General features: G+C 68.7%; 25 protein-coding genes. 15 read left to right on the forward strand and 10 right to left on the reverse strand.

Annotation, left to right across the window (positions count from 1 at the left end):
- Positions 1-7: 7 nt before the first annotated feature.
- Complete coding sequence (locus tag ON23_RS05920) at positions 8-2,128, reverse strand: ATP-dependent DNA helicase (protein WP_039776834.1); 2,121 nt, start codon at positions 2,126-2,128, stop codon at positions 8-10.
- 212 nt (positions 2,129-2,340) lie between these two features.
- On the opposite strand from ON23_RS05920, the gene ON23_RS05925 reads away from it, so the two are divergent.
- Positions 2,341-3,207 (forward strand): alpha/beta fold hydrolase, encoded by an 867-nt coding sequence (locus tag ON23_RS05925; RefSeq protein WP_039776835.1) that lies wholly within the window; start codon positions 2,341-2,343, stop codon positions 3,205-3,207.
- A gap of 13 nt (positions 3,208-3,220) precedes the next feature.
- Here ON23_RS05925 and ON23_RS05930 read toward each other — a convergent pair whose 3' ends face one another.
- On the reverse strand, positions 3,221-3,799 hold the full coding sequence (locus tag ON23_RS05930) for an isochorismatase family protein (RefSeq protein ID WP_039776882.1): 579 nt from the start codon (positions 3,797-3,799) through the stop codon (positions 3,221-3,223).
- 35 nt (positions 3,800-3,834) lie between these two features.
- Complete coding sequence (locus tag ON23_RS05935; protein ID WP_039776836.1) at positions 3,835-5,148, reverse strand: nicotinate phosphoribosyltransferase; 1,314 nt, start codon at positions 5,146-5,148, stop codon at positions 3,835-3,837.
- A gap of 135 nt (positions 5,149-5,283) precedes the next feature.
- On the opposite strand from ON23_RS05935, the gene clpS reads away from it, so the two are divergent.
- From clpS to ON23_RS05985, 10 genes are all read left to right on the forward strand, one after another.
- On the forward strand, positions 5,284-5,718 hold the full coding sequence (clpS, locus tag ON23_RS05940) for an ATP-dependent Clp protease adapter ClpS (protein ID WP_373282169.1): 435 nt from the start codon (positions 5,284-5,286) through the stop codon (positions 5,716-5,718).
- A gap of 22 nt (positions 5,719-5,740) precedes the next feature.
- Complete coding sequence (gene aosR / locus ON23_RS05945; protein WP_039776883.1) at positions 5,741-6,310, forward strand: oxidative stress transcriptional regulator AosR; 570 nt, start codon at positions 5,741-5,743, stop codon at positions 6,308-6,310.
- Between the two features lie 42 nt (positions 6,311-6,352).
- Entirely contained in the window at positions 6,353-7,411 is a 1,059-nt protein-coding gene (locus ON23_RS05950) for a P1 family peptidase (protein ID WP_039776837.1), read from the forward strand.
- Between the two features lie 163 nt (positions 7,412-7,574).
- Positions 7,575-7,997 (forward strand): M67 family metallopeptidase, encoded by a 423-nt coding sequence (locus tag ON23_RS05955; RefSeq protein WP_039776838.1) that lies wholly within the window; start codon positions 7,575-7,577, stop codon positions 7,995-7,997.
- A gap of 47 nt (positions 7,998-8,044) precedes the next feature.
- Positions 8,045-8,329, forward strand: coding sequence for a MoaD/ThiS family protein (locus ON23_RS05960; RefSeq protein ID WP_039776839.1), 285 nt, complete (start codon positions 8,045-8,047; stop codon positions 8,327-8,329).
- A 5-nt stretch (positions 8,330-8,334) separates the two neighbouring features.
- Positions 8,335-9,297 (forward strand): cysteine synthase, encoded by a 963-nt coding sequence (locus ON23_RS05965; protein ID WP_039776840.1) that lies wholly within the window; start codon positions 8,335-8,337, stop codon positions 9,295-9,297.
- Positions 9,298-9,414: 117 nt separating this feature from the next.
- Positions 9,415-10,191: a rhomboid family intramembrane serine protease gene (locus ON23_RS05970; RefSeq protein ID WP_373282170.1), complete on the forward strand. Its 777-nt coding sequence runs from the start codon at positions 9,415-9,417 to the stop codon at positions 10,189-10,191.
- A 69-nt stretch (positions 10,192-10,260) separates the two neighbouring features.
- The gene (locus tag ON23_RS05975; RefSeq protein ID WP_039776841.1) at positions 10,261-11,025 is read left to right on the forward strand and encodes a cyclic nucleotide-degrading phosphodiesterase; all 765 of its coding nucleotides are present in this window, start codon (positions 10,261-10,263) and stop codon (positions 11,023-11,025) included.
- Between the two features lie 102 nt (positions 11,026-11,127).
- Positions 11,128-11,895 (forward strand): ribonuclease PH, encoded by a 768-nt coding sequence (rph, locus tag ON23_RS05980; RefSeq protein WP_039776842.1) that lies wholly within the window; start codon positions 11,128-11,130, stop codon positions 11,893-11,895.
- A complete protein-coding gene (locus tag ON23_RS05985) occupies positions 11,895-12,503 on the forward strand; it encodes a non-canonical purine NTP pyrophosphatase (protein WP_039776843.1) in 609 nt (202 codons plus the stop codon). Before rph ends, ON23_RS05985 begins: the two co-directional genes overlap by 1 nt.
- 200 nt (positions 12,504-12,703) lie before the next feature.
- On the opposite strand, the gene ON23_RS05990 is transcribed toward ON23_RS05985, so the two are convergent.
- The 3 genes from ON23_RS05990 to ON23_RS06000 all read right to left on the reverse strand — a co-directional run bounded on the left by ON23_RS05990 (position 12,704) and on the right by ON23_RS06000 (position 14,521).
- A complete protein-coding gene (locus ON23_RS05990) occupies positions 12,704-13,111 on the reverse strand; it encodes a DUF3817 domain-containing protein (protein ID WP_039776844.1) in 408 nt (135 codons plus the stop codon).
- Entirely contained in the window at positions 13,108-13,581 is a 474-nt protein-coding gene (locus tag ON23_RS05995; RefSeq protein ID WP_039776845.1) for a glucitol operon activator, read from the reverse strand. Before ON23_RS05995 ends, ON23_RS05990 begins: the two co-directional genes overlap by 4 nt.
- Positions 13,582-13,645: 64 nt before the next feature.
- Entirely contained in the window at positions 13,646-14,521 is an 876-nt protein-coding gene (locus tag ON23_RS06000) for an oxidoreductase (RefSeq protein WP_039776846.1), read from the reverse strand.
- A 231-nt stretch (positions 14,522-14,752) separates the two neighbouring features.
- On the opposite strand from ON23_RS06000, the gene ON23_RS06005 reads away from it, so the two are divergent.
- Positions 14,753-16,786, forward strand: coding sequence for an MDR family MFS transporter (locus tag ON23_RS06005; protein ID WP_039776847.1), 2,034 nt, complete (start codon positions 14,753-14,755; stop codon positions 16,784-16,786).
- 54 nt (positions 16,787-16,840) lie between these two features.
- Here the strand turns inward: ON23_RS06005 and ON23_RS06010 are convergent, their stop codons facing one another.
- Complete coding sequence (locus tag ON23_RS06010; RefSeq protein ID WP_039776848.1) at positions 16,841-18,049, reverse strand: FAD-dependent oxidoreductase; 1,209 nt, start codon at positions 18,047-18,049, stop codon at positions 16,841-16,843.
- A 189-nt stretch (positions 18,050-18,238) separates the two neighbouring features.
- A complete protein-coding gene (locus ON23_RS06015; RefSeq protein WP_039776885.1) occupies positions 18,239-18,898 on the reverse strand; it encodes a PadR family transcriptional regulator in 660 nt (219 codons plus the stop codon).
- 372 nt (positions 18,899-19,270) lie between these two features.
- Between ON23_RS06015 and ON23_RS06020 the strand changes: the two genes are divergently transcribed.
- Entirely contained in the window at positions 19,271-19,885 is a 615-nt protein-coding gene (locus tag ON23_RS06020) for an NAD-dependent epimerase/dehydratase family protein (RefSeq protein ID WP_039776849.1), read from the forward strand.
- 30 nt (positions 19,886-19,915) lie between these two features.
- On the opposite strand, the gene ON23_RS06025 is transcribed toward ON23_RS06020, so the two are convergent.
- On the reverse strand, positions 19,916-20,701 hold the full coding sequence (locus ON23_RS06025) for a helix-turn-helix domain-containing protein (protein WP_039776886.1): 786 nt from the start codon (positions 20,699-20,701) through the stop codon (positions 19,916-19,918).
- An 85-nt stretch (positions 20,702-20,786) separates the two neighbouring features.
- Between ON23_RS06025 and ON23_RS06030 the strand changes: the two genes are divergently transcribed.
- A complete protein-coding gene (locus ON23_RS06030) occupies positions 20,787-21,224 on the forward strand; it encodes a hypothetical protein (RefSeq protein WP_039776850.1) in 438 nt (145 codons plus the stop codon).
- Positions 21,225-21,265: 41 nt separating this feature from the next.
- Positions 21,266-21,925, forward strand: a complete 660-nt coding sequence (locus ON23_RS06035) for a pentapeptide repeat-containing protein (RefSeq protein WP_039776851.1) — start codon at positions 21,266-21,268, stop codon at positions 21,923-21,925.
- Here the strand turns inward: ON23_RS06035 and ON23_RS06040 are convergent.
- Positions 21,922-22,662, reverse strand: a complete 741-nt coding sequence (locus tag ON23_RS06040) for a VIT1/CCC1 transporter family protein (RefSeq protein ID WP_051042087.1) — start codon at positions 22,660-22,662, stop codon at positions 21,922-21,924. The two genes, ON23_RS06035 and ON23_RS06040, sit on opposite strands and share 4 nt — an antisense overlap.
- Between the last annotated feature and the right edge of the window lie 5 nt (positions 22,663-22,667).

The raw sequence follows: 22,667 nt of genomic DNA on the forward strand, positions 1-22,667 counted from the left end.
GTTCGGTTCAATTCTCGGCGGCCACGGCCGGATCGGGGGCCGTGGCGGTCAATCGCCGCAGCGCCTTGGCGACGACCTCGGGGTCGGAGGTCTCCCAGTACGGGGGCAGAGAGGCGCGCAGATACCCGCCGTAGCGGGCGGTCACCAGCCGCGGATCCAGAATCGCCACCACGCCCCGGTCGTGCACGCTGCGCAGCAGCCGCCCGGTGCCCTGGGCAAGTAGCAGGGCGGCGTGGTTGGCCGCGATGGTCAGGAAGCCGTTGCCGCCGCGCGCCTGCACGGCCTGCTGCCGGGCGACCAGCAGCGGATCGTCGGGCCGGGGGAACGGAATGCGGTCGAGAATGACCAGGCTCAGTGACGGTCCGGGAACATCCACGCCCTGCCACAGCGAGAGCGTGCCGAACAACGAGGTCGCGGGATCTTCGGCGAAGCGGCGGACCAGGGTGCCGGTGGCGTCCTCGCCCTGGCACAGGATCGGCGTGTCCAGGCGTTCGCGCAGGATTTCGCTGGCGGCCTTGGCGGCGCGCGTCGAGGAGAACAAGCCCAGTGTGCGGCCGCCGGCCGCCTCGATCAGCCGCTCGATCTCGTCCAGATAGGCCGGGGCCAATCCGTCGCGGCCCGGAGGCGGGAGATGTTTGGCGACGTAGAGGATGCCGGATTTCGCGTGATCGAACGGCGAGCCCACATCCAGGGAGTTCCAGCGCATGGCCGAGGTGTCGGCGGGAGCTTCGGCTCCGTTCGCCATCGCCGGGTCGATGCGGCGGCTGCCCTGATCCGCACGCTCGGCGCCCGGGACGTCGGTTCCCGCGCGATCGGGTGCCTGCGGAGGCAGCCCCCACGTGACGGCCAACCCGTCGAAGGAACCGCCGACCTGCAGCGTGGCCGAGGTGAGAACGACCGTCGCGGTGCCGAACAACCGGCTGCGCAACAACCCGCCCACCGAGAGCGGGGCCATGTGCAGCGTGCGCCGGGCGACGCCGCGCACCTCGTCCACGGCCAGCCACAGCACATCGCGGCGGGCCGCCGGATCGGGTTCCTCGAACGCCGTCAGCGCGCGCACGGCGGTATCGTGCACCTCCTCGACCGCGGCCACCGCCATGTTGCGGGCGGCGGCGGCTTCCGGATCGCCTTGTGGCGCACCGGAACCGGGAGGCGCGAGGGCGGTACGGACGGTCCAGGCGGCATCGCGCAGCAGGGCCAGCACCTGGTCGCCGCCGGCGGGAAGTTCGTCCCAGCGGCCCGGCGGCAGATCTTCGAGCAGTTCGTGCCACGCCTCCGCCGCACCCTCGAGCCGGTCGAGGTCGCCCTCGTCGACGAGTTTGGTGCAGCGCTTGGCCGCCGCCGTGATGGTCGCGGTGGACAATTCCGCGGTCGCCACCCCGGTGACCCGATCCACCAGTTCGTGCGCCTCGTCGATGACGACCACATCGTGTTCGGGCAGCACCTGGATTCCGCTGATGGCGTCGATGGCCAGCAGCGCGTGGTTGGTGACCACCACATCGGCCTGCCCGGATTCCGCGCGGGCGCGTTCGGCGAAGCAGTCGGTGCCGAACGGGCAGCGCGATTTGCCCAGGCATTCCCGCGCCGAGACGCTGACCTGACGCCAGGCCCGGTCGCTGACGCCGGGGACCAGTTCGTCGCGGTCGCCGGTCTCGGTGTCGGAGGCCCAGTCGTTGAGGCGCTGCACCTCGCGCCCGAGCCGGGAGATCGCGAAGGCGTCGAACAGTTCGGTCTCCGGCGGTTCGTCCGGGATCGCACTGTTGATCTTGTGCAGGCACAGATAGTTGTTGCGGCCCTTGAGGATCGCGAACCGGGCGCGCCGGCCCAGGGGTTTCTCCAGCGCCTGTGCCAGCCGGGGCAGATCGCGGTCGACCAACTGCCGCTGCAGTGCGATGGTGGCGGTGGACACCACGACCGTCCGCCCGCTCTGCACCGCGTGCCGCAGACTCGGCACCAGATAGGCCAGCGACTTACCGGTGCCGGTTCCGGCCTGGACGGCCAGGTGTTCCTTGGTGTCGATGGAGTGCGCGACCGCGGCCGACATGGTCTGCTGGCCGGTACGCGCCGTACCGCCGAGTGCTTCCACGGCGGTCGCCAGCAAAGTCGGTACGGGCGGGAGTTCGGGCACCCAGGAAGACTAGCGCCCCCCGCCGACAACCGGCCCGACCGGCGGCGGTCGCCGGTGGTCGCCCGCGCCCGTCCGCGCGGAGTTGTGCACAGGCGGGCGGTTGTCCACAGGGCGCGTCGCGGGGACGCCGGATCGGGTGGCGGCGTCCGGGACGGCCAGTAGGGTTGGCGGTAATCCGCATCAGGGGGTGCGGTACGGGGAAGGAGACGCGCGTGGAGCCGGATTACCGCACCTGGATCGCCGGGGGATCACACCTCGAGCTGAGTGGCCACCGGATCTTCCACCGGCAGGACGGCCCGGTCGACGGGCGGCCGGTGACGTTGCTGCACGGATATCCGACGTCCTCGCACGACTGGGTCTCGATCCTGCCCGCTCTCGCCGAATCCGGCTGCCGGGTAACGACTCTGGATTTCCTCGGCTTCGGCGCCAGCGACAAACCGCGCGGGCACGACTATCGGATGACCGAACAGGCCACGCTGGTCGAACAGCTCTGGCAGCGGCTCGGCATCACCGGCACCGCGCTCGTGGCACACGATTACGGTGTCAGCGTGGCGCAGGAGTTACTGGCCCGCGACAGTGCGCGGGTGCGGCGGATGGCCTGGCTCAACGGCGGACTGTACCCGGACCTGTACCGGCCCTTGCCGATTCAGCATCTGATGACCACCCCGATCGGCAAGATACTGAATCCGCTCATGTCGGAGACGACCTTCCGGATGACGTTGCGCCGCATCCTCGGGCGCCCGGTCTCCGATGCCGATCTGCACCAGATGTGGCTGGCGATGACCGATGGCGGCGGTAAGCGCGTGCAATGGGCGCTCAATCGCTACCACGCCGAGCGCCGGGCGAATGCCGGACGCTGGCAGCAGGCACTGGAAAGCTATTCCGGCCCGGTACTTTTCGTGTGGGGTCCGGCCGATCCGATCAGCGGTGGGCACCTGCTGCCGCGCCTGCGGGAACGATTGCCGCGGGCCCGGTTCGAGGTATTGGACGCGGCGCCCGCGACCGGTCACTACCCGCAGGTCGAGAACCCCGGCCCGGTAGCCGCGGCGCTCGTGGAATTCCTGGCCGCGGCGTCCTAGCCGGTACCGCGAGCTATGTATTCGTGGGCAGGCTGCCCGCCAACTCCACTCCGGCGGCCCGCAGACCGTCCAGCGCGGTGGCGGTCGTCTCCGGCGACACCGCCGCGGTGAGGTTCAGCAGGACCCGGGTGGTCAGTCCTGCCGCGCGGGCATCGGCGGCGGTGGCGCGGACGCAGTGGTCGGTGGCGATACCGCAGATGTCCACGGCGTCGACGCCCTTGTCGCGCAACCATGTCGCGAGTTCGACCGCATCGTCGGTCGAACCCTCGAATCCGGAATAGGCAGCGCTGTAGGCACCCTTGGAGAACACCGCGTCGAGGGCGGAGGTGTCGAGATTCGGATGGAAATCCGCACCCGGCGTGCCGGCGCGGCAGTGCGGCGGCCAACTGTCCACGTAATCGGGACGCTCGGAGAAATGGGCACCCGGGTCGATGTGGAAGTCCCGGGTGGCGGCGATCGCGGCATAGTCGTCGCGGTGTGCGGCCAGATAGTCGCTGATCTGCCGGGCCACCGCGGCGCCGCCGGCGACGGCCAGGGAGCCGCCTTCACAGAAATCGTTCTGCACATCGACGACGATGAGCGCTCTACCCATCTCCCGCACCTCGTTTCGCGCCGGTTGCCCCGCCTTCATTGTAGGAACGTGGTCGGAACGGCCGGTTCGCCGGCGGAGAGCTTCAAGCCCTCCCAGGGCAGACTGATCAGACCGCGGGCGACCAGGTCCCGGCTGTGCGCCAGATCCGGTACCTCGGCCGCCGGCTCACCCTTGCGAATCAGCGGAACCAGCAGATCCCGCACGTCGTAACCGTTGCCGGTGGGGCGTTGCGCGGTGGCCGGATACACGATCTCCTCGACGATGGTGCCGGTATCGCGAGACAGTCGCACCGCGCGCTTGGTGCCGCCTCGCGACTGTTTGTGGCTACTGCGCTTGGCCACCGGTACGCCCTCGACCTCCACCAGTTTGTAGACCATTCCGGCGGTCGGCGCGCCCGACCCGGTGACCAGGGAGGTGCCCACGCCGTACGCGTCGACGGGTTCGGCGCGCAGTGCGGCGATCGCGTATTCGTCCAGATCGCCGGACACCACGATGCGGGTCTTCTTCGCGCCGAGGGCGTCGAGCTGGTCGCGCACCTGCCGCGCCAGGACGCCCAGATCGCCGGAATCGATGCGCACACCGCCCAATTCGGGCCCGGCGACCTCGATGGCACGGGCCACCCCGGCGGTGATGTCGAAGGTGTCGACCAGCAGTGTGGTGCCGATGCCGAGTGCGTCGACCTGACTGCGGAAGGCCGCCGCCTCGTGCTGCCCGTCCGGGCCGCTGTGCAACAGCGTAAAGGCGTGCGCGCTGGTGCCGGCGCCGGGAATGCCGTAGCGCCGCACCGCCTCCAGATTCGAGGTGGCGTCGAATCCGGCGAGATACGCGGCGCGGGCGCAGGCGGGAGCGGCCAGTTCGTGAGTGCGGCGCGAACCCATCTCGATCATCCGGCGCCCCGCGGCCGCGCTGACCATCCGCGCCGCCGCGGCGGCGATCGCGCTGTCGTGGTTGAGGATCGACAGAATCAGCGTTTCCAGCACCACGCACTCGGCGAAGCTGCCGCGCACCGACAGGATGGGGGAGCCGGGGAAGTAGAGATCACCTTCCAGGTAGCCGTCGATGTCGCCGGTGAAGCGGAGATCGCGCAGCCACTCCAGCGTTCGCGCGTCCAGGAATCGCGCCGCCACAGCGAGTTCGGCTTCGCCGAAACGGAAGTCCCGCAACGCGGTGAGCAACCGGTCGGTACCCGCGACGACGCCGTATCGGCGACCATGTGGCAACCGGCGAGCGAATACCTCGAAGGTGCATTGGCGCTGTGCCGAACCGTCGGCGAGGGCGGCCGCGAGCATGGTCAGCTCGTACTGGTCGGTCAGCAGGGCGGTGCTCGCGGCGGCGGCCGAAGTGTCCACGCGGCCACTGTAGACATACCGGACGCGCGGCGGGCGCCGCGGTGCGCGCGGCGTCGCGGAGGGCCTTCCGGAGGTGCTCGGCGCGGGTGTTGTTTATCCGGAGCCGCGTCGTACTCTGAGGGTATGGGTCTGTGCATGAGAGACGCCGTCCGGATCGCCGCCGGTCCGGTCGGCGCGAACCAGGCAGCGGCGCGAGCGACGGGCCCGCAGGACACGGCGTGGCGGGGACGGTCGTGGGCGGGGCGAGACACCCGCGTAGGCGTCGTGGCCGGACGGTTGTCGGCGGCTCAGGCCACACCGGAGACCGTCGAGGTCACCGAGATCCTGGAGGCCGAGGACCGGCCGTGGGTCACGGTGGTCTGGGACGACCCGGTGAACCTGATGCACTACGTCACCTACATCTTCCAAAAGCTGTTCGGTTACAGCAAAGCCAAGGCAACCGAGCTGATGCTGCAGGTACACAACGAGGGCAAGGCGGTGGTGTCGTCGGGATCCCGGGACAGGATGGAGCACGACGTCCAGCGTCTGCACGCCGCCGGGCTCTGGGCGACCATGCAACGTGACCAGTGACCGCGACGGCTACGGTAGCCCCGTGCGCAAGTGGAGCAGGAAGAACTCGCTGAGCGGGCTCAAGCTGCGGTCGGAGATGGACCCCCGGGAGGCGGACGTCCTGCGTTCGCTGGTGGGGGCGGTCACCGGACTGCTCACCGATCGGGCCCAATCCTCGCCCGAGGACGATCTGGCGGAGCTGACCGGACTTCGCACCGGCAACAGCATTCCTCCGGACGATCCGCGGCTGGCGCGGCTGCTGCCCGACTTCCATCGCAAGGAACCCGGTTCTCCGGACGCCGACCGCGCCGATCTCAACAGCGCCCTGCGCAGTCTGCACGAACCCGAGATCATCGACGCGAAGGTGGCCGCCGGCACGGTGGTCCTGGAAACCCTGCCCGAGCGCGGCGGCAAGATCGTGCTCACTCCCGAACAGGCCGACGCCTGGCTGAACGCCCTCAACGACGTGCGGCTGGCGCTGGGCACCGCACTGGGCATCGACGCCGACACGCCCGACCAGCTCGATCCCGACGATCCGCGCGCCCCGCACCTGGACGTCTACCACTGGCTCACCTGGATGCAGGATTCGCTGCTGCACGCCCTCGCTCCCTGACTCCACTCGCGCTCGCGGATTTCCACGTCTGCAGGAGGACATGTGACTTCGGTGCCGGGATCTCGGGACTCGATCACCGATGTGGCGGGTGTGCTGGTCGGCCACCACCACGAACTCGATCCGGACGCGACGCTCGGTTCCGGCGCCGCGACGGGCTGCACCGTGGTGCGCGTGCCGGGCGGGGCCACCGCGTCGGTCGATGTGCGGGGCGGCGGACCGGGGACCCGCGAGACCGATCTGCTCGATCCCGGCCAGACGGTGCGGCAGGTGAACGCGGTGCTGCTCACCGGCGGCAGCGCCTACGGGCTGGCGGCCGCCGACGGGGTGATGCGCCGGCTCGAGGAGGACGGCGAGGGCATTCCGATGGATCCGGCCGACCCCTCGCGAGTGGTGCCGATCGTTCCCGGTGCGGTGATCTTCGATCTACCGGTGGGAGCGTGGGATATCCGGCCGACCGCGGAATTCGGTTATCGCGCAACGTGTTCGGCGGGCGAGACTTTCGAATGCGGCAGTGTGGGTGCCGGCACGGGTGCGCGAGCCGGTTCCATCAAGGGTGGAATCGGTACGGCCAGTGTGCGTTTCACCGCGGGTCCGGCCGCCGGTCACACCGTCGGGGCGCTGGTGGTCGCCAATCCGGTCGGCTCGGTATTCGATCCGCGTACCGGCCTGCCGTGGGGTGCGGGTACCTCCGGACCGGAGCATTTCGGTCTGGCACCCGCGACCGCCGAAGCGCTGGCCCGCGCCAACGCCCTGCCGGTGAAGGGAACGGTGCTCAACACCACCATCGGTGTGGTGGCCACCGATGCCGCGCTGGATCCGGCGGGATGTCGCCGCCTCGCCGTCACCGCGCACGACGGTCTGGCGCGCGCGATCCGGCCCGCTCATTCCCCGCTCGACGGCGACACGCTGTTCGCCCTGGCCACCGGCACGACCACCGCGGAGTCGAATATCCCACTGCCACCCGCGTTTCCGGCGGACCTGCTGCTGCTCGACGAACTGTGCACCGCGGCCGCGGTCTGTGTGGAGCGGGCGATCGTGGACGCGATCCTGCGGGCGAACCCGGTGGCCGGCATCCCGACCTACCGGGAGTTGTTCGGCTGAGCCCCGGCCGGCCTCCGGCGAGGCATTTCGCGCCGTGTGATGCGCTATATCAGGCCCGCCCGCGCGGTGGGTGGGAATAGCCGAATATCCTCGGCCGTTGACGGCAGCGATACGACCCGCGCGGGCCGGGCGCGTCGCGGGCGTGAGCGGAAGGATTCGAACTGTGCTGGTGATCAGGGCCGATCTCGTGGATGCGATGGTGGCGCATGCCCGCGCCGATCATCCCGACGAGGCCTGCGGTGTGATCGCCGGCGCCGAGGGCTCCGACCGCCCCGAGCGTTTCGTGGCCATGATCAACGCCGAGCGCTCGCCCACCTTCTACCGGTTCGACTCCGGCGAGCAGTTGCGGGTCTGGCGGGAGATGGACGACCGTGACGAGGAGCCGGTGGTGATCTACCACTCGCACACCGCCACGGAGGCCTATCCCAGCCGGACGGACATCTCGTACGCCTCCGAGCCCAACGCCCACTACGTGCTGGTGTCCACCCGCGACCCGCAGGAGCACGAACTGCGCAGCTACCGGATCCTCGACGGTGTGGTCACCGAGGAACCGGTGAAGATCGTGACCGAGTACCCCTCGGCCTGAGCCCGACGCGTCCGCGAACCAGGCGACCAGAAGAAACAGGAGCACCCATGTCGGTAACCGTGTCCATCCCGACCATCATGCGCACCCTCACCGGAGGTGAGAAGCGGGTCCAGGCGACCGGTTCCACCCTCGCCGAGGTGATCGGCGACCTCGAGGCCAACTACCCCGGACTCGAACAGCGCCTGCTGTCCGACGGCAAGCTCAACCGCTACGTCAATATCTACGTCGACGACGAGGACGTGCGCTTCGCCGGTGGGCTGGAGGCCGAGGTTCCGGCCAACGGCTCGGTGACCATCCTGCCTGCCGTCGCCGGCGGCGCGCTCGGCCGCTGATTTCCGTGGCACGCTACGAATCGCTGATCGAGACCCTCGGCAACACCCCGCTGGTGGGTCTGAAGACGCTGTCGCCCCGATGGGACGGTGACGACCACGTCCGGTTGTGGGCCAAACTCGAGGACCGCAACCCGACCGGGTCGATCAAGGACCGCCCGGCCCTGCGCATGATCGAGCAGGCCGAGGCCGACGGCACGCTGCGGCCCGGCTGCACGATCCTGGAGCCGACCAGTGGCAACACCGGCATCTCGCTGGCCATGGCCGCCAAGCTCAAGGGGTATCGCCTGATCTGTGTGATGCCGGAGAACACCTCGGTCGAGCGGCGGCAGTTGCTGACCATGTTCGGCGCCGAGATCATCGACTCCCCCGCCGCCGGTGGCTCCAACCAGGCCGTGGCGAAGGCCAAGCAGATCGCCGCCGAACATCCCGACTGGGTGATGCTGTACCAGTACGGCAATCCGGCCAACGCCGATGCGCACTATCGGGGCACCGGCCCGGAGATCCTGGCGGACCTGCCGGAGATCACCCACTTCGTCGCCGGGCTGGGCACCACCGGGACCCTGATGGGGACCGGCCGCTACCTGCGGGAGAACGTCGCGGAGATCGATATCGTGGCCGCCGAGCCGCGCTACGGCGAACTGGTCTACGGGCTGCGCAACATCGACGAGGGCTTCATTCCGGAGCTCTACGACGAATCGGTGCTGACCTCGCGGTTCTCGGTCGGGCCGTACGACGCGGTGCGGCGTACCCGGGAGCTGGTATTGGAGGAGGGCATCTTCGCCGGTATCTCCACCGGTGCGATCCTGCATGCGGCTCTCGGGGTGGGCAACAAGGCATTGCGCGCGGGTGAGCGGGCCGATATCGCGTTCGTGGTGGCCGACGGCGGCTGGAAATACCTGTCGACCGGCGCGTACGACGGCACGCTGGAGGAAGCCGAGGAGCGGCTCGACGGTCAGCTCTGGGCCTAGTGGTTCCGGTGAACCGGTCGCCCCGTCCGCATCGCCGGTCCGAGTGCCGGTCCTCGCCGCAGCGGTACCGTTGAGGGCGAGCGACCGGACGACCGGTCTCGCGAGGAGGTGATGGCGATGGCCGAGCAGATGGGTCCGTCCTTCGACCCGGATCGGATTGCCGCACTGCGGGCCGAATTGCAGAAGTCCGCGGGAACGCCCGCCGGTTCCGTACCGTCCGGTTCGCAGTTTCCCTCGCCCCGGCCCGCCGCCGCAGCACCGCCGTCCGCGTCGGAGCCCGGACGTACCGCCGCGCTGAAGTTGTTGTGGCAGCGGGCAATTGCGATGACTCTCACGTTCGTGGCGTTGCTCTACGCGGTCGAGGGAGTCGACACCGTCTCCCATCACGACCTCGACGCTGCGGGGGTGCGGCCCCGGACGGCCGAGGGTCTGGAGGGGATCGTCTTCGCCCCCGTCCTGCACGCGAACTGGGCGCATCTGCTCGGCAACACCCTGCCGGTGATCGTGCTGGGACTGCTGACGCTGCTCACCGGGATCGGTCGCGGACTGGCCGCCACCGCGATCGTCTGGGTCGTGGCCGGGGTCGGCACCTGGCTCACCGGGGCGAGTGGTTCGGTACACATCGGCGCCTCGGTGCTGGTGTTCGGCTGGCTGACCTATCTGATCTCGCGCGGCCTGTTCACCCGCAACCTGTGGCAGATTCTGGTGGGTGTCGTCGTGGGTCTGCTGTACGGCTCGATTCTGTGGGGTGTACTGCCCGGCCAGGCCGGAATCTCTTGGCAAGGGCATCTTTTCGGTGCGTTGGGTGGACTGCTGGCCGGCTGGGTACTCTCATCGAATGAACGTCGTCATCGTCGCGGGGAGAGTGCCGGCCGCCTCGCATCGTCGGGGTGACTGCGGAACTCGGCCGGCGATTTGGGGGATCCCCAGTTGAGTGAGAATGCAGCGTGGCAGCATGGGGGAATGCGACTCACCGTCCTCGGGTGTTCGGGCAGTGTGTCCGGCCCGGATTCCCCTGCGTCGGGCTATTTGCTGACCGGTCCGGATATGACCCCCACCGTGATCGATTTCGGTCCCGGCGTGCTGGGCGCGTTGCAGCGTTACCTGGATCCCGGCGAGGTCGACATCTTCCTCACCCATCTGCACGCCGATCACTGCCTGGACCTGCCCGGATTGCTGGTGTGGCGGCGGTATCACCCGAACCCGCCGACCGGGAAGGCGATCGTGCAGGGCCCCTCGGATTCGGCGCTGCGGATCGGCAACGCCTCGGCCGAGATCGGCGGCGAATGCGACGACTGGTCCGACGTGATCGATATGCGCGCCTGGGAAGAGGGTGCCGAGGTGCGTTTCGGTCCCGGCCACACGGTGGTCGCCCGCCGGATGTACCACCCGCCGGAGTCCTACGGCCTGCGCATCACCACCGCCGCCGGCCGGACCCTGGTCTACACGGGTGATACCGCCTTGTGCCCCGCGGTGTTCGAACTCGCGGAGGGCGCCGACGTGCTGCTCTCGGAGGCCTCGTGGACCCACGATCCGGCCAATCGCCCACCGGGCATTCACCTTTCGGGTACCGAGGCCGGAATGATCGCCGCCCGTGCGGGTGTCGGCGAACTGCTGCTCACCCACATCCCGCCGTGGACCTCGCGCGAGGATGTCATCGCGGAGGCCAAAGAGCAGTTCAGCGGACCCGTGCACGCCGTCTCGCCGGGTGAGGTCATCGAAATCTGAGCACGCACCCCGCCGGGGCGGAGATGTCGGTGCCCCACCGGGGCGAAGATGTCGGTGCCCCGCCGGGGGAGGGGCGTCGTACCCATCCCTTAGGCTGGCGTTGTGTCTAGACGAGCCGATGGCAGAGCGGACGACGAACTCCGCGAGGTAAGGATCACCCGGGGATTCACCACGCATCCGGCGGGTTCGGTACTGGTCGAATTCGGTCAGACGCGGGTGATGTGCACCGCGAGCGTCACCGAGGGGGTGCCCCCCTGGCGGCGCGATTCCGGATTGGGCTGGCTCACAGCCGAATACGCGATGCTACCGGCCGCCACCCACACCCGCAGCGGGCGCGAATCGGTGAAGGGCAGGGTCGGCGGGCGCACCCAGGAGATCAGCCGACTGGTGGGCCGGTCGCTGCGGGCATGCATCGACCTGGCCGCGATCGGCGAGAACACCATCGCCCTCGACTGCGACGTCCTGCAGGCCGACGGCGGCACCCGCACCGCCGCGATCACCGGCGCCTACGTTGCGCTGTCGGACGCGATCACCTACCTGGCCGCCGCCGGACGCCTGGCCGACCCGCAGCCGATCTCGTGCATGATCGCCGCGGTCAGCGTCGGCGTGGTCGACGGGCGGGTGCGCCTGGACCTGCCGTACGAAGAGGATTCGCGCGCCGAGGTCGATATGAACGTGGTCGCGACCGATACCGGCACGCTGGTCGAGATCCAGGGCACCGGCGAGGGCGCCACCTTCCCCCGCTCCACCCTGGACAAGCTGCTGGATTCCGCGCTGGCCGGCTGCGAGCAGCTGTTCGAGGTGCAGAAGCAGGCGCTCGCGCTGCCGTATCCGGGGCAGCTGCCCGAGCCGGGCGAGAAGAGGAAGTAATGGCGCGCCGGGTACTGGTGGCCAGCCGCAACGCCAAGAAGCTCGGCGAATTGCGCCGCATCCTCGACGAGGCGGGAGTCGCGGGTCTCGAGATCGTCGGCCTGGACGAGGTGCCGCCGTTCCCGGAGGCCCCCGAAACGGGTGCGACGTTCGAGGAGAACGCGCTCGCCAAGGCTCGCGACGGCGCGGCGGCCACCGGATTACCTTGTGTGGCAGACGATTCCGGCCTCGCCGTCGACGCGCTCAACGGGATGCCGGGCGTGCTGTCCGCGCGCTGGTCGGGCCGCCACGGCGACGACGCGGCGAACAACGACCTGCTGCTGGCCCAGCTGGGAGACGTCCCCGAAGACCGCCGCGGCGCCCGCTTCGTCTCGGCCTGCGCCCTGGTCGCCGACGGCCGCGAGGTCGTCACGATCGGTGAATGGCCGGGCACGATCGCGCGAAAGCCGGTCGGCGACGGCGGTTTCGGCTACGACCCGCTGTTCCTCCCGGACGGCGAAAAGGTCTCGGCGGCCCAGCTCACCCCGGCGGACAAGGACGCCGCCTCCCACCGCGGCCGGGCCCTCCGCGCCCTGCTCCCCGCACTGGCAGACCTGGCGAAGTCCTGAAACATGACTCCCGCGCACCCCTGACCGCGTGCGCGGGAGTCTGTTCGAACAGATCTCGGTCACCGCTGATCTGGTGAGCACATGGGTAACTCACCGGGTACGGGCCGACTTGCTACCGACTGACCGTCGGCCGCCAACGCGAGTTTTCCCGCACCTGAGTCCGGCCTGAAGACTCGGAGAGGCGGCTCAGCGGCTGAGTCTCAGCTCAAGAATTCGGCTCGGACCTGCCGGGTGCGGTAGTGCTCGCAGACGAAGGACAGGAACGGGATGGTGCCGGCCAGGGCGGTGATCACCAGCGTGAGCGGCTTCCAGCGCGTCTTGATGCCCAGGTCGATGGTGAACACCAGGTACAGCATGTAGAAGATGCCGTGGATCTGGCCGACGTAGAACAGCCAGTGCGGCGCCTTGCTGCTGTCGTCGAGCAGCAGGTACTTGTACACCATCTCCGCGCACAACAGCAGCAGCCAGACACCGGTGATGTAGGCGAGCACGCGGTAGCGGGTCAGCGCCGAGCGGATGCGGGCGGTGTCGCGGGCCGCGGGGGCCGGCGTGGCGGCCGGTGCCGGTGTGGTGGTGGCGGCCGGGGTGGTGGGGTGGTCGGCGCTCAACCGGCTCTCCTCTCGGTGTCGGGGCCGTCGAGCCCCACGGCGTGCATCCGCTCGCGCACATCCTGTGCGTGCAGATCGGCAAGATATTTGTTGTATTCAGCCAGCACCGGATCGTCGTCGCGGGGGGCCGTCGGCCGTTCGGGCAGAATCCCGGCCGGGATCTCGCGCGGGGCAGCCCGTTCGACCCGTCGCCGGGCCGGGGCCGCGGAGTCGGCCGGGCGCGATGGCTCGGCGGTCTCCGGCGCCTCGGTGTGCTGGGCGGCGGTATCGCGCTCGAGCCGCACGAACCGGAAGTAGGCGAAGACCACGAATCCGGCGAACAGCGGCCATTGCAGCGCGTAGCCGAGGTTCTGCGCGGTTCCGGACGAGGATTCGAACCGTCCCCACTGCCACCAGCCCAGCCCCAGGCAGGCCAGCGCGGCCACGACCACCAAGATGATCAGGGCCGGGCGACGATGTGGTGCGGACACGCCTACCACGGTACCCGGTCTACTACACGGCCCGTAGTGTGAGGTGCCCGCCGATCACCGCTGGTCAGAATTTATAGGTGACGCCGGTCAGCCGTTCGGATTCCTCCCACAGCCGCCGCTGCAGATCGGTGTTCTTCGACAGCGAACTCGACGGTGACGGCCGGACCGGGCCGCGGGAACCGAACAGCAGCGTGGGCCCCCAGTAGGTGTTCGGATCGGCGTCCGGCACGGTGGCCGCGAAGAGGCTCGACTCGGCGGCCTTGCGTGGCGAGTGCCCGGCCAGGGCGATGAAGGGCTTGGCGACCTTGTCGAGCGGGGTCTCGGTGCGGGTGAACAGATCGGTGGGCGAGACGCCGGGGTGTACGGCGTAGGACCGGATGGCCGATCCCGATTCGGCCAGGCGTCGCTGCAGTTCCCGGGCGAACATCAGATTCGACAGCTTCGACTGGGCGTAGGCGAGGTTGCGCTGGTAGCGGCGGTTCTCGTAGTTGAGGTCGTCGATCCACAGCTTCGGGGTCTGCCGGTGCGCGATGCTGGCGAGGCTGATCACACGGTCGCCGATGCGGTCCAGCAGCAGTCCGGTCAGCGCGAAGTGCCCGAGATGGTTGACCCCCCACTGGGTTTCGAATCCGTCCGCGGTACGCGAGAAGGGGATGTTCATCAGTCCCGCGTTGTTGATCAGCACATCGAATTCCCCGGTGCGCTCGGCGAATTCGCGAATCGATGCGAGGTCGGCCAGATCCAGCGCGGATACCCGGACGTCTCCGTCGATGCCGTCGGCGACCTGCTGGGCGGTCGAGGTATTGCGGCAGGCCATGATCACGGTCGCCCCCTTGGCCGCCAGCGCCCGGGTGGTGTGCTTGCCGATACCGCCGTTGGCCCCGGTGATCACGAACGTGCGTCCGTGCTGCGCCGGGATCTCGCTGGGATTCCACGCCATGGTGAGACCTCACTTTTTACCGTTGGGGAAAGGAGCCTCGTCGCATCCTCACCGCACGACCTTACTTCAGAGTAAGTTCCGGCGGTAGGGTTCTGTCACAGTGTCCTCAGGGTATCGATCGTGGTTTCGGCACGCCCGATTTGAGTGCCGGAGATTTGCGGTGTCGGCGAGCGAGCTGGCGTATTGCCGTGTTGCGCCGACCGAATCGGACTCAGGGCACATACTGAGCTAATGTCCGGTGTTGCCGCAGTCGCCGAATCGCCCGCACCCGTGAGTCATACCCGCGCCAATGTCGTCTTCATCACCGTGGTGCTGGGGATGTTGATGGCCGCGCTGGATCAGACCATCGTGTCGACCGCGTTGCCCACCATCGTCGCCGACCTGGGCGGCGCCGGGCATATGGCCTGGGTGGTGACGGCATATCTACTGGCCGAGGCGGTCGCCACCGCGCTGGCCGGAAAATTCGGCGACCTGTTCGGCCGCAAACTGATCTTCCAGCTCAGTGGCCTGATCTTCATCATCGGGTCGATGGTGGCGGGGCTCGCCCACGGCATGACGCTGCTGATCGTCGCGCGCGGTATCCAGGGCGTCGGCGCGGGCGGGTTGATGGTGACCTCGATGGCGCTGATCGCCGATGTGATCCCGCTACGCGACCGAGGCAAATACCAGGGTGCGCTGGGCGCGGTCTTCGGTATCACCACCGTGGTCGGCCCGACGCTGGGCGGGCTGTTCACCGACCATGCCAGCTGGCGGTGGTGCTTCTACGTGAACGTGCCGCTGGCGATTCTGATGATCGCCGTTGCGGCGCGGGCGATTCCGTCGATCCGCGCGGCGGTGCGGCCGGTGGTCGACTACGCCGGTATCGCACTGGTGGCGATCGGTGTCAGCTGTCTGATTCTCGGACTGGAATGGGGCGGCCAGGAATATCCGTGGGGTTCGGCGACCATCCTCGGACTGTTCGCGGCCGCGGTGGTACTGCTGGCCGCGTTCGTCTTCGTCGAGACTCGCGCGGCCGAGCCGATGCTGCCGATGCATCTGTTTCGCAGCAACGTCTTCACCGTCTGCTCGATCCTCAGCTTCATCGTGGGCTTCGCCATGCTCGGGGCGATGACCTATCTGCCGGCCTATCTGCAGTACGTCAACGGCGTCTCGGCCACCGCTTCCGGACTGCGCACGCTGCCGCTGGTGGTCGGCCTGTTCACCACCTCGATCATCTCCGGGCAGGTGGTCGGCCGGACCGGCTACTACAAATACTTCCCGGTCGCGGGCACCGCGGTCATGGCGGTGGGGTTGTATCTGATGTCGACCATGGGCCGGACCACGGGCTTCTGGCTGCAATCGCTGTACATGCTGATCCTGGGTCTGGGCATCGGCCTGGCGATGCAGGTGCTCACGATCGTCGTGCAGAACACCGTCCCGTATCAGGACCTGGGCACCGCCACCTCGGGTGTGACCTTCTTCCGGACCGTCGGGTCGACCTTCGGCACCGCGATCTTCGGCACGCTCTACAGCAATCAGCTGGAACCGAATCTGCGTCAGGCCCTCACCGAGGTGCCGGGGGTGCCGCCCGCGGTGGCGCAGAGTCCGCAACTGCTGCACCAGCTTCCGTACGCGCAGGCGATCCCGATCATCGACGCCTATGCCGACACCATCGACTACGTCTTCCGCTGGGTGGTGCCGGTGGCCGTGGTCGGCTTCGTCGTGGCGTGGTTCCTGAAACAGGTACCGCTGCGCGACAGCGTCCGCGCGGAGGCGGCCGACGTGGGTGGCGGTTTCTCGGTGCCCGATTCCCCGGATCGCACTGTCCGCCTGGAACATTCGCTGGCGAACGTGCTGCGCAGGCTGCGCGACGACGAACTGCCCGATCCGCGGATCCTGGCGGCCGCCGACAGTCCGCTCGGCCGGGATCAGGCCTGGGCCATCGGGCAGGTGAAGATGTTGCAGCGCGCCCGCGGATCGGCAGATCTGGCGGCGGTGGCCCGGGCGCACTGGATGCCGCCGGAAGTGCTGGAACCGGTGTACGACAAGGCCATTCGATCCGGCTACATCGACGTGGACGGCGACCGAATGGAATTGACCGCGAGCGGCCAGGCGGAATACGACCGCATTCTCGCCGCCTGGCGCAAGTGGCTGTGCCGCTATCTCGATGATTGGGATTGCGCCGATCCGGACGATCGCGCACTCTTCGACCGGGCGCTGGACAATATCGCGGCGAAACTTCTGGAGGAAGTGGAACGACCGGAGGCGCTGCGGCTGACGGTGTGATCACCGCCGGCCGCAGCGCCGCACCGAATTACCCTGCACCACAGGGCGTTACGATCATGCCGCAGCGAGTTCGGCGCGCTCGTCGACCGGTGCGTCCCAGTCGATGGTGTAGCTCTGCTCGCGGGCCATGACCTCCTCCATCTTGAAGAGTTTGGTCGCCAGCGGCATGACCAGCGGCATCATCCGGCGCATCACCGGGCCGACGGTCTTCGACTGGTTGATCTTGGCTCCGCGGGCCGCGACCTTCTCCACCCGCGGACGGCGGATTCGTTCGTAGGCGGCGAAAGCCGTTGCCGGTGAATCGAAATCGCGCAGGCACCGGGCGAGCTGCACCGCACTCTCGATGGCCAGTGACGCTCCCTGGCCGGTGCTGTTGGACGGCGCGTGCACCGCGTCGCCGACCAGGACCATACGGTCGCGATACCAGTGCGGCACCGGCGGCATGATGTGCAGGCCGCCGGTGACGACCAGCTCTTCCGGCGGGGTGTTGCGCACCAGGTGGGCGCCGGGGGTGTCCTCGGCGTAGACCTCCCGCAGTGTCCGCAACCACTGTTCGGCCGGAACCTCCCGAGCCTCGGTCAGCGAAAGATAGTGCTTCTGGGGCAGATTCGCGCCCCAGGCGATCCGGCCGTCGGGCATGGACCAGTACAGGTAGTAGGCGTTGCGGCCGTAGGCGAACACCATGGTCTCCGGGGGAACCGGAGCCGAGCATTCGGTGTAGGCGCCGAATCCGAGCATGCCGGTGTAGTCGGCCCCCGGGGCGTTCGGATCGATGAGCGTGCGCACGCGCGATTTGATGCCGTCGGCGCCGACGATGATATCGGCGGTGGCGGTGGAGCCGTCGGCGAAGCGAGCGGTCACACCGTCGCGATGTTCCTCGACGCCGACCAGGCGCTTGGAATATTCGACGGCCACACCGGCGTCGACGGCATGATCGTGCAGGACCTGGTGCAGATCGCTGCGATCGATCGCGTGCAGCGGTTCCAGGCCGGCTGTGGTGGGCAGCTCGATGTCCTTGTGGCCCAACGACATCACCATGTGACGGATCGGCAGTGCGACCGCGCGCACGGCATCGCCGGCACCGATGACGTCCAGGGCGGCCAGGCCGTTGGGTGCGAAGCCCAGGGCGCTGCCGATGTTGTAGGCCGGTCCCGGATAGGCCTCGTAGACGGTGGCCTCGATCCCGGCCGCGCGCAGGGCGGTGGCGGCGACGGGGCCGGCGACGCCGCCTCCGATGACGAGGGCGGATGTGACTGCGGACATGGGAGTTCTCCTCGAGTGGATGAACCCGATCCGATCCGCGCACGCGCTGCCCAGTTATCCTGAAGTTGCCATACTCGGGCTGGGTTCGCCTGCGTGAATGCGGTTCGAGAGGTAGGTGGATCGGGCTCGGCGCGGTGTTGCCGCACTTCGCCGGGCCCGGTTCGTATCGTGGTTGTCGTCCTGGGGATTTCAGTCGTCGGTCGGCTGTCGGAACGTCCCTCCCTCCACCATCGCGGCGATCTCGGCGGGCGGAATCTGCTCCGAGTGGGCGCGCCGCCAGAAATCGATATCGGGGAAGGTGCCGGAGGCGAGTTCGGTGCGCATTCCGGCGACCCACGCCGCCTCGGCCTCGAGCATCGCCACGCCGAATTCGGCCTCGACCAGGAAGAGCCGGGGCAGAAACTGTGTCTGCTCCTCGATTTCGCGGCGCCGCACGGCGATCTCCGCGGCGAGCAGCCGGGCGCGTTCGTCGAGCAGCGGGATCACCTCGTCCGGCGGCAGCAGGGCCACCACCGACAGGCCGGCCACGAACCGATGGGGTTCGGGTTCGGGGGTCGAGATCAGTTCGCGGATCCAGTCCTCGGCCTCGGCGCGGCCGGCGTCGGTGAGCCGGTAGATCGTCCGCTCGGGGCGGGCGCCGTCGCGCTCGCTGCCGATGACCTCGACGAATCCGTGCTTCTCGAGATTCTGCACGACCGTGTAGAGCGACCCCCATTTGATGTCCATATCGCGGTCCTTGCCGCGTTCGCGCATCTGGGCCGCGATCTCGTAGCGGTGCATGGGACGTTCGATCAGCGTCGCCAGGACCGCCAGGGCCAGCAGATTGGCGACTTTTCGCTTCTTGGGCATCACCCGCACCTCCTTACTCGTCTACGAATATACGTCTACGAGTATGGCTGGGCAAGAGTCTCCGTGGCGTGATGAAGACGCACGACGAGCACCCCCGGGAGATGGCGTGCCGGCGCCGTCCCGGGGGTGGATCGTCACGAGCGACGCGCGCGACCGCCGAGGGGCGGGCTGCCGGTGGGCGACGGCGACCGGGGCCGATGAGGGTTACCCCGTCGCTCGCGCCCCGCGCGAGACGGCGTGACGTTCGAGGGTGATGACGCGCTCGGCGTCACCACATCTACTATTTGTGTACGTAGACAGTAGGTTAACGGCCCGGGTCGGTCAAGAGTGTCGAACCGGCCGACCGGCGCCGGGCGGTTATCGTGATTCGTCGTGCGGATCTTTGTGGCGGGCGCGACCGGAGTACTGGGCGCCAGACTGACACCCCTGCTGGTCTCGGCCGGATTCGAGGTCGCCGGGCTCACACGCTCGGAGTCGAAGGCATCGATGCTGACCGGTTTCGGCGCCCGGCCCGTCGTCTGCGATGTCTACGACGCGGCGGCGCTGGAACAGGCGGTGCGCGATTTCGCGCCCGATCTGGTGATGCATCAGCTCACCGACCTGCCCGACGATCCCGCCGATCTGCCCGCCGGCCGGGCGGCGAATTCGCGGATGCGTCGCGAGGGCACCGCCAACCTGCTCGCCGCGGCACAGGCGGCCGGCGCGAAACGTTTTCTCGCCCAGAGCGTCGCGTGGGAGATGACCGGAGAGGGACAGGCCGCCAAAGAGTTCCTGGAGGACGCGGTGCTCGGCGTCCGCGGCGTCGTCCTGCGCTACGGCCAGTTCTACGGTCCCGGCACCTACTATCCCGAGAACACGGACCGGCCCGATCCGCCGCGCATTCACATCGCCGAGGCCGCGGCGCGGACGGTGGTCGCGCTGGATCTGGCCTCGGGCATCTACGCGGTGACCGAAGACGGCCGCGTGGATTTCGAACCGGTGCAGTAGTTTCGAAGCCCGCCGATCGTCGGCGACAGTTCACCCGGCGCGCTGCCGGAGCACCTCGGCGGTGGACTCGTCGGCGGGCAGGAAGGCCTCGAGGTGCAGTTCCGCCAGCGAGACGTCGGTGGCGGTGGCGAACGAGGTGAGCGTGGTGATCAATCGCAATTCACCGGCCTCGCTGCGCAGTCGCAGCGGCACCGCGAAGCCGAGGTAGCCGGGTCCGGGGTCGGTCTCCGGGAGATAGCTCTCGAGTTCGGCGACCAGTTCCTCAGCGCGCGGGTCCGGTGACGTGCGGTTGCGTGCCCGCATGGATTCGGTGACGTGCCGGCCCCATTCGGCGAAGTTGACCACCCGCGGCGCGAGGCCGTCCGGATGTAATGCCAAGCGGCGCACATTGATCGGCGCGGTGAGCAGTTCGGGCGCACAGCCGTCGGTGAAGACGTCGAAGGCGGCGTTCGCCTCGATCAGGCTCCCGTAGCGGTCGGCGATCAGCGCCGGATAGGGCATATGCCCGGACAGGATCGTGCGCAGCGCCTCGCGTACCGGAGCCAATTGCGGTGCGTCGACGCCGGATTCGTCGTAGGCGGGGGTGTAGCCGGCCGTCGCCAGCAGGGCATTGCGTTCGCGCAGCGACAGTTCCAGCGATTCGGCCAGCCGCAGCACGATGGCGCGACCCGGCCGGGAACGCCCCTGTTCGAGATAGCTGAGGTGGCGCTGGGTGGTGTCGGCGCGGATGGCCAGATCGAGTTGGCTCCACCGCCGCAGCCCTCGCCAGCGTCGCAGTTCCTGCGCGAAGGGGCCCGGTTGCGCGACTGTCGTCATGGGATCATCGTCGGCTGCTGTGCGGCGCTCCGCCATACCCTGCGGGGAATCGCGCGAGTGCGCGCCGGCGGACAGACTCGGCGGCATGAGCTACGAACCGACCGATATCGAACTGAAGAATCTGCTCGACCACTGGATCGGCCAGTGGAACGAGCCCGATGCCGACCGGCGCCGCGAGCTGATCCGCGAGGTCTGGGCAGAAGACGGCTATCAGATCCTGGTCAACCCGCCCGAGGGCATTCGCGACACCGCCCGTCAGTACGGGGTGCCCGCCCCGGCGGTCGAGGTTCGCGGCTACGACGCGATGTTCGCCCGCGTCACCCGGGCGTACGAAATGTTCGTCGCCGATGGTGAGCACTTCTTCGAGGCCGAGGGTGAGCCGGTTCGGCATGCCGGGGCGGCGGTGGTGCTGACCTGGGTGATGCGTTCGCGTGCGGACGGCACCGTCGCCGGCTCCGGACTCGAGGTGCTGACCTTCGATCCGGACGGGAGGGTGCGCACCGACCACGAATTCGTGAACTGAGCCGGTGTGGACCTGTCGGTGTGCATGTCTAGGGTGCAGGAATGCCTCGCGACCTCGCCGATCTGCCCTATGCCCGGAGTCTGACGCCGCTGCTGGAACCGCTCGCGCCCGATACCGAGTACGAGCGGGTCCACCTCGACGCCACCGCCGTCGACGAGGTGTCGGCCGGCGGCTCCTGGTTCAGTGAGTCGGCGCTGACCGGTGTGGTGCTCGGCGGTGGCAGTCTGAATCACTGCCGATTCGACGATGTCTGGCTGCGCGGGGTGCGGTGGATCGGGATCGACGCCTGCGAAACTCGTTGGCTGGATGCCGAATTCGTCGACTCCGCGTGGTCCGGGGTGGTCGCCGTCGACGCGCAGTTGCGCCGCATCCGATTCGAGGGTTGCAAATTCGAATCGGTGAACTTCCGTGCGGCCACACTGCAGAACGTCACCTTCGCCGAATGCGTCTTCCGCGATACCGACTTCTCCGCCGCCACACTGCGGAAGGTCGATTTTCCCGGATCGCGGCTCGAAGGCGTCGCCCTCCACGGGGCAACCTTGAAGGATGTGGACCTGCGGGACGCGGCCGCGCTCGATCTCGTCGCCGATATCGGAACACTGAAGGGCGCGATCATCACCACACCCCAGCTGATGGAGATGGCTCCCGCCTTCGCGCGTGCCGCGGGAATCATCGTGCGCGACAACCGAATCCGCGGCTAGCCGCTGGAAACCCCGGGGATCTGGCCGATACCGTAGGTCACCGCCATGGCCAGCGCGCCACCGATCACCACGCGAAGGACGGCCCGGCGCCGATTGCTGCCACCCAGGCGCGCGCTCAGCGACCCGGTCGCGGCCAGTGCCAGCAGCACCGCGGCGAAGGTCACCGGGATGCGCCAGGTCGGCGGCGGCAGCAGAATCGCGAGCAGTGGCAGCAGGGCGCCGCAGGTGAACGACACCGCGGAGGAGAGCGCGGCCTGCCACGGGTTGGTCAGTTCGTTCGGGTCCAGGCCCAATTCCGCCTCGGCGTGGGCGGCGAAGGCATCGTGCGCGGTCAACTCCCGAGCGACCTGCCGCGCGGTCGCCTCCGTGAGTCCCTTGTGCCGATAGATCTGGGTCAACTCGGCGAGCTCGTAATCGGGATCTTCGGCGAGCTCCCGCTTCTCCTGCGACAGCAGGGCACGTTCGCTGTCGCGCTGGGTACTGACCGAGACGTATTCGCCGACCGCCATCGACAGCGCACCCGCCACCAGCCCGGCCACACCCGCGGTGAGGATGGGTGTGGTGGCCGCGGTGGCCGAGGCGACGCCGACCACCAGGCCCGCGGTCGACACGATGCCGTCGTTGGCGCCGAGCACCCCGGCGCGCAACCAGTTCAGCCGGGACGCGAAACCTCCGCCGTGTGGTTCGTGCGGATGTTTCCAGCTCCCGGTGTCGCGCACATTGTCGGAGTCGGCCACGGATG

The sequence above is a fragment of the Nocardia cerradoensis NBRC 101014 genome (genome assembly GCF_000308535.1).
GTDB lineage: Bacteria > Actinomycetota > Actinomycetes > Mycobacteriales > Mycobacteriaceae > Nocardia > Nocardia cerradoensis.

Coding starts and splice junctions, on each gene's coding strand:
- ON23_RS05930 (WP_039776882.1), bottom strand. CDS start 3,799: ATGGGTAGAGCGCTCATCGTCGTCGATGTGCAGAACGATTTCTGTGAA.
- clpS (WP_373282169.1), top strand. CDS start 5,284: ATGAGAGACGCCGTCCGGATCGCCGCCGGTCCGGTCGGCGCGAACCAG.
- ON23_RS05960 (WP_039776839.1), top strand. CDS start 8,045: ATGTCGGTAACCGTGTCCATCCCGACCATCATGCGCACCCTCACCGGA.
- ON23_RS05970 (WP_373282170.1), top strand. CDS start 9,415: ATGGCCGAGCAGATGGGTCCGTCCTTCGACCCGGATCGGATTGCCGCA.
- ON23_RS05975 (WP_039776841.1), top strand. CDS start 10,261: ATGCGACTCACCGTCCTCGGGTGTTCGGGCAGTGTGTCCGGCCCGGAT.
- ON23_RS05985 (WP_039776843.1), top strand. CDS start 11,895: ATGGCGCGCCGGGTACTGGTGGCCAGCCGCAACGCCAAGAAGCTCGGC.
- ON23_RS06000 (WP_039776846.1), bottom strand. CDS start 14,521: ATGGCGTGGAATCCCAGCGAGATCCCGGCGCAGCACGGACGCACGTTC.
- ON23_RS06005 (WP_039776847.1), top strand. CDS start 14,753: ATGTCCGGTGTTGCCGCAGTCGCCGAATCGCCCGCACCCGTGAGTCAT.
- ON23_RS06010 (WP_039776848.1), bottom strand. CDS start 18,049: ATGTCCGCAGTCACATCCGCCCTCGTCATCGGAGGCGGCGTCGCCGGC.
- ON23_RS06015 (WP_039776885.1), bottom strand. CDS start 18,898: ATGCCCAAGAAGCGAAAAGTCGCCAATCTGCTGGCCCTGGCGGTCCTG.
- ON23_RS06025 (WP_039776886.1), bottom strand. CDS start 20,701: ATGACGACAGTCGCGCAACCGGGCCCCTTCGCGCAGGAACTGCGACGC.
- ON23_RS06030 (WP_039776850.1), top strand. CDS start 20,787: ATGAGCTACGAACCGACCGATATCGAACTGAAGAATCTGCTCGACCAC.
- ON23_RS06035 (WP_039776851.1), top strand. CDS start 21,266: ATGCCTCGCGACCTCGCCGATCTGCCCTATGCCCGGAGTCTGACGCCG.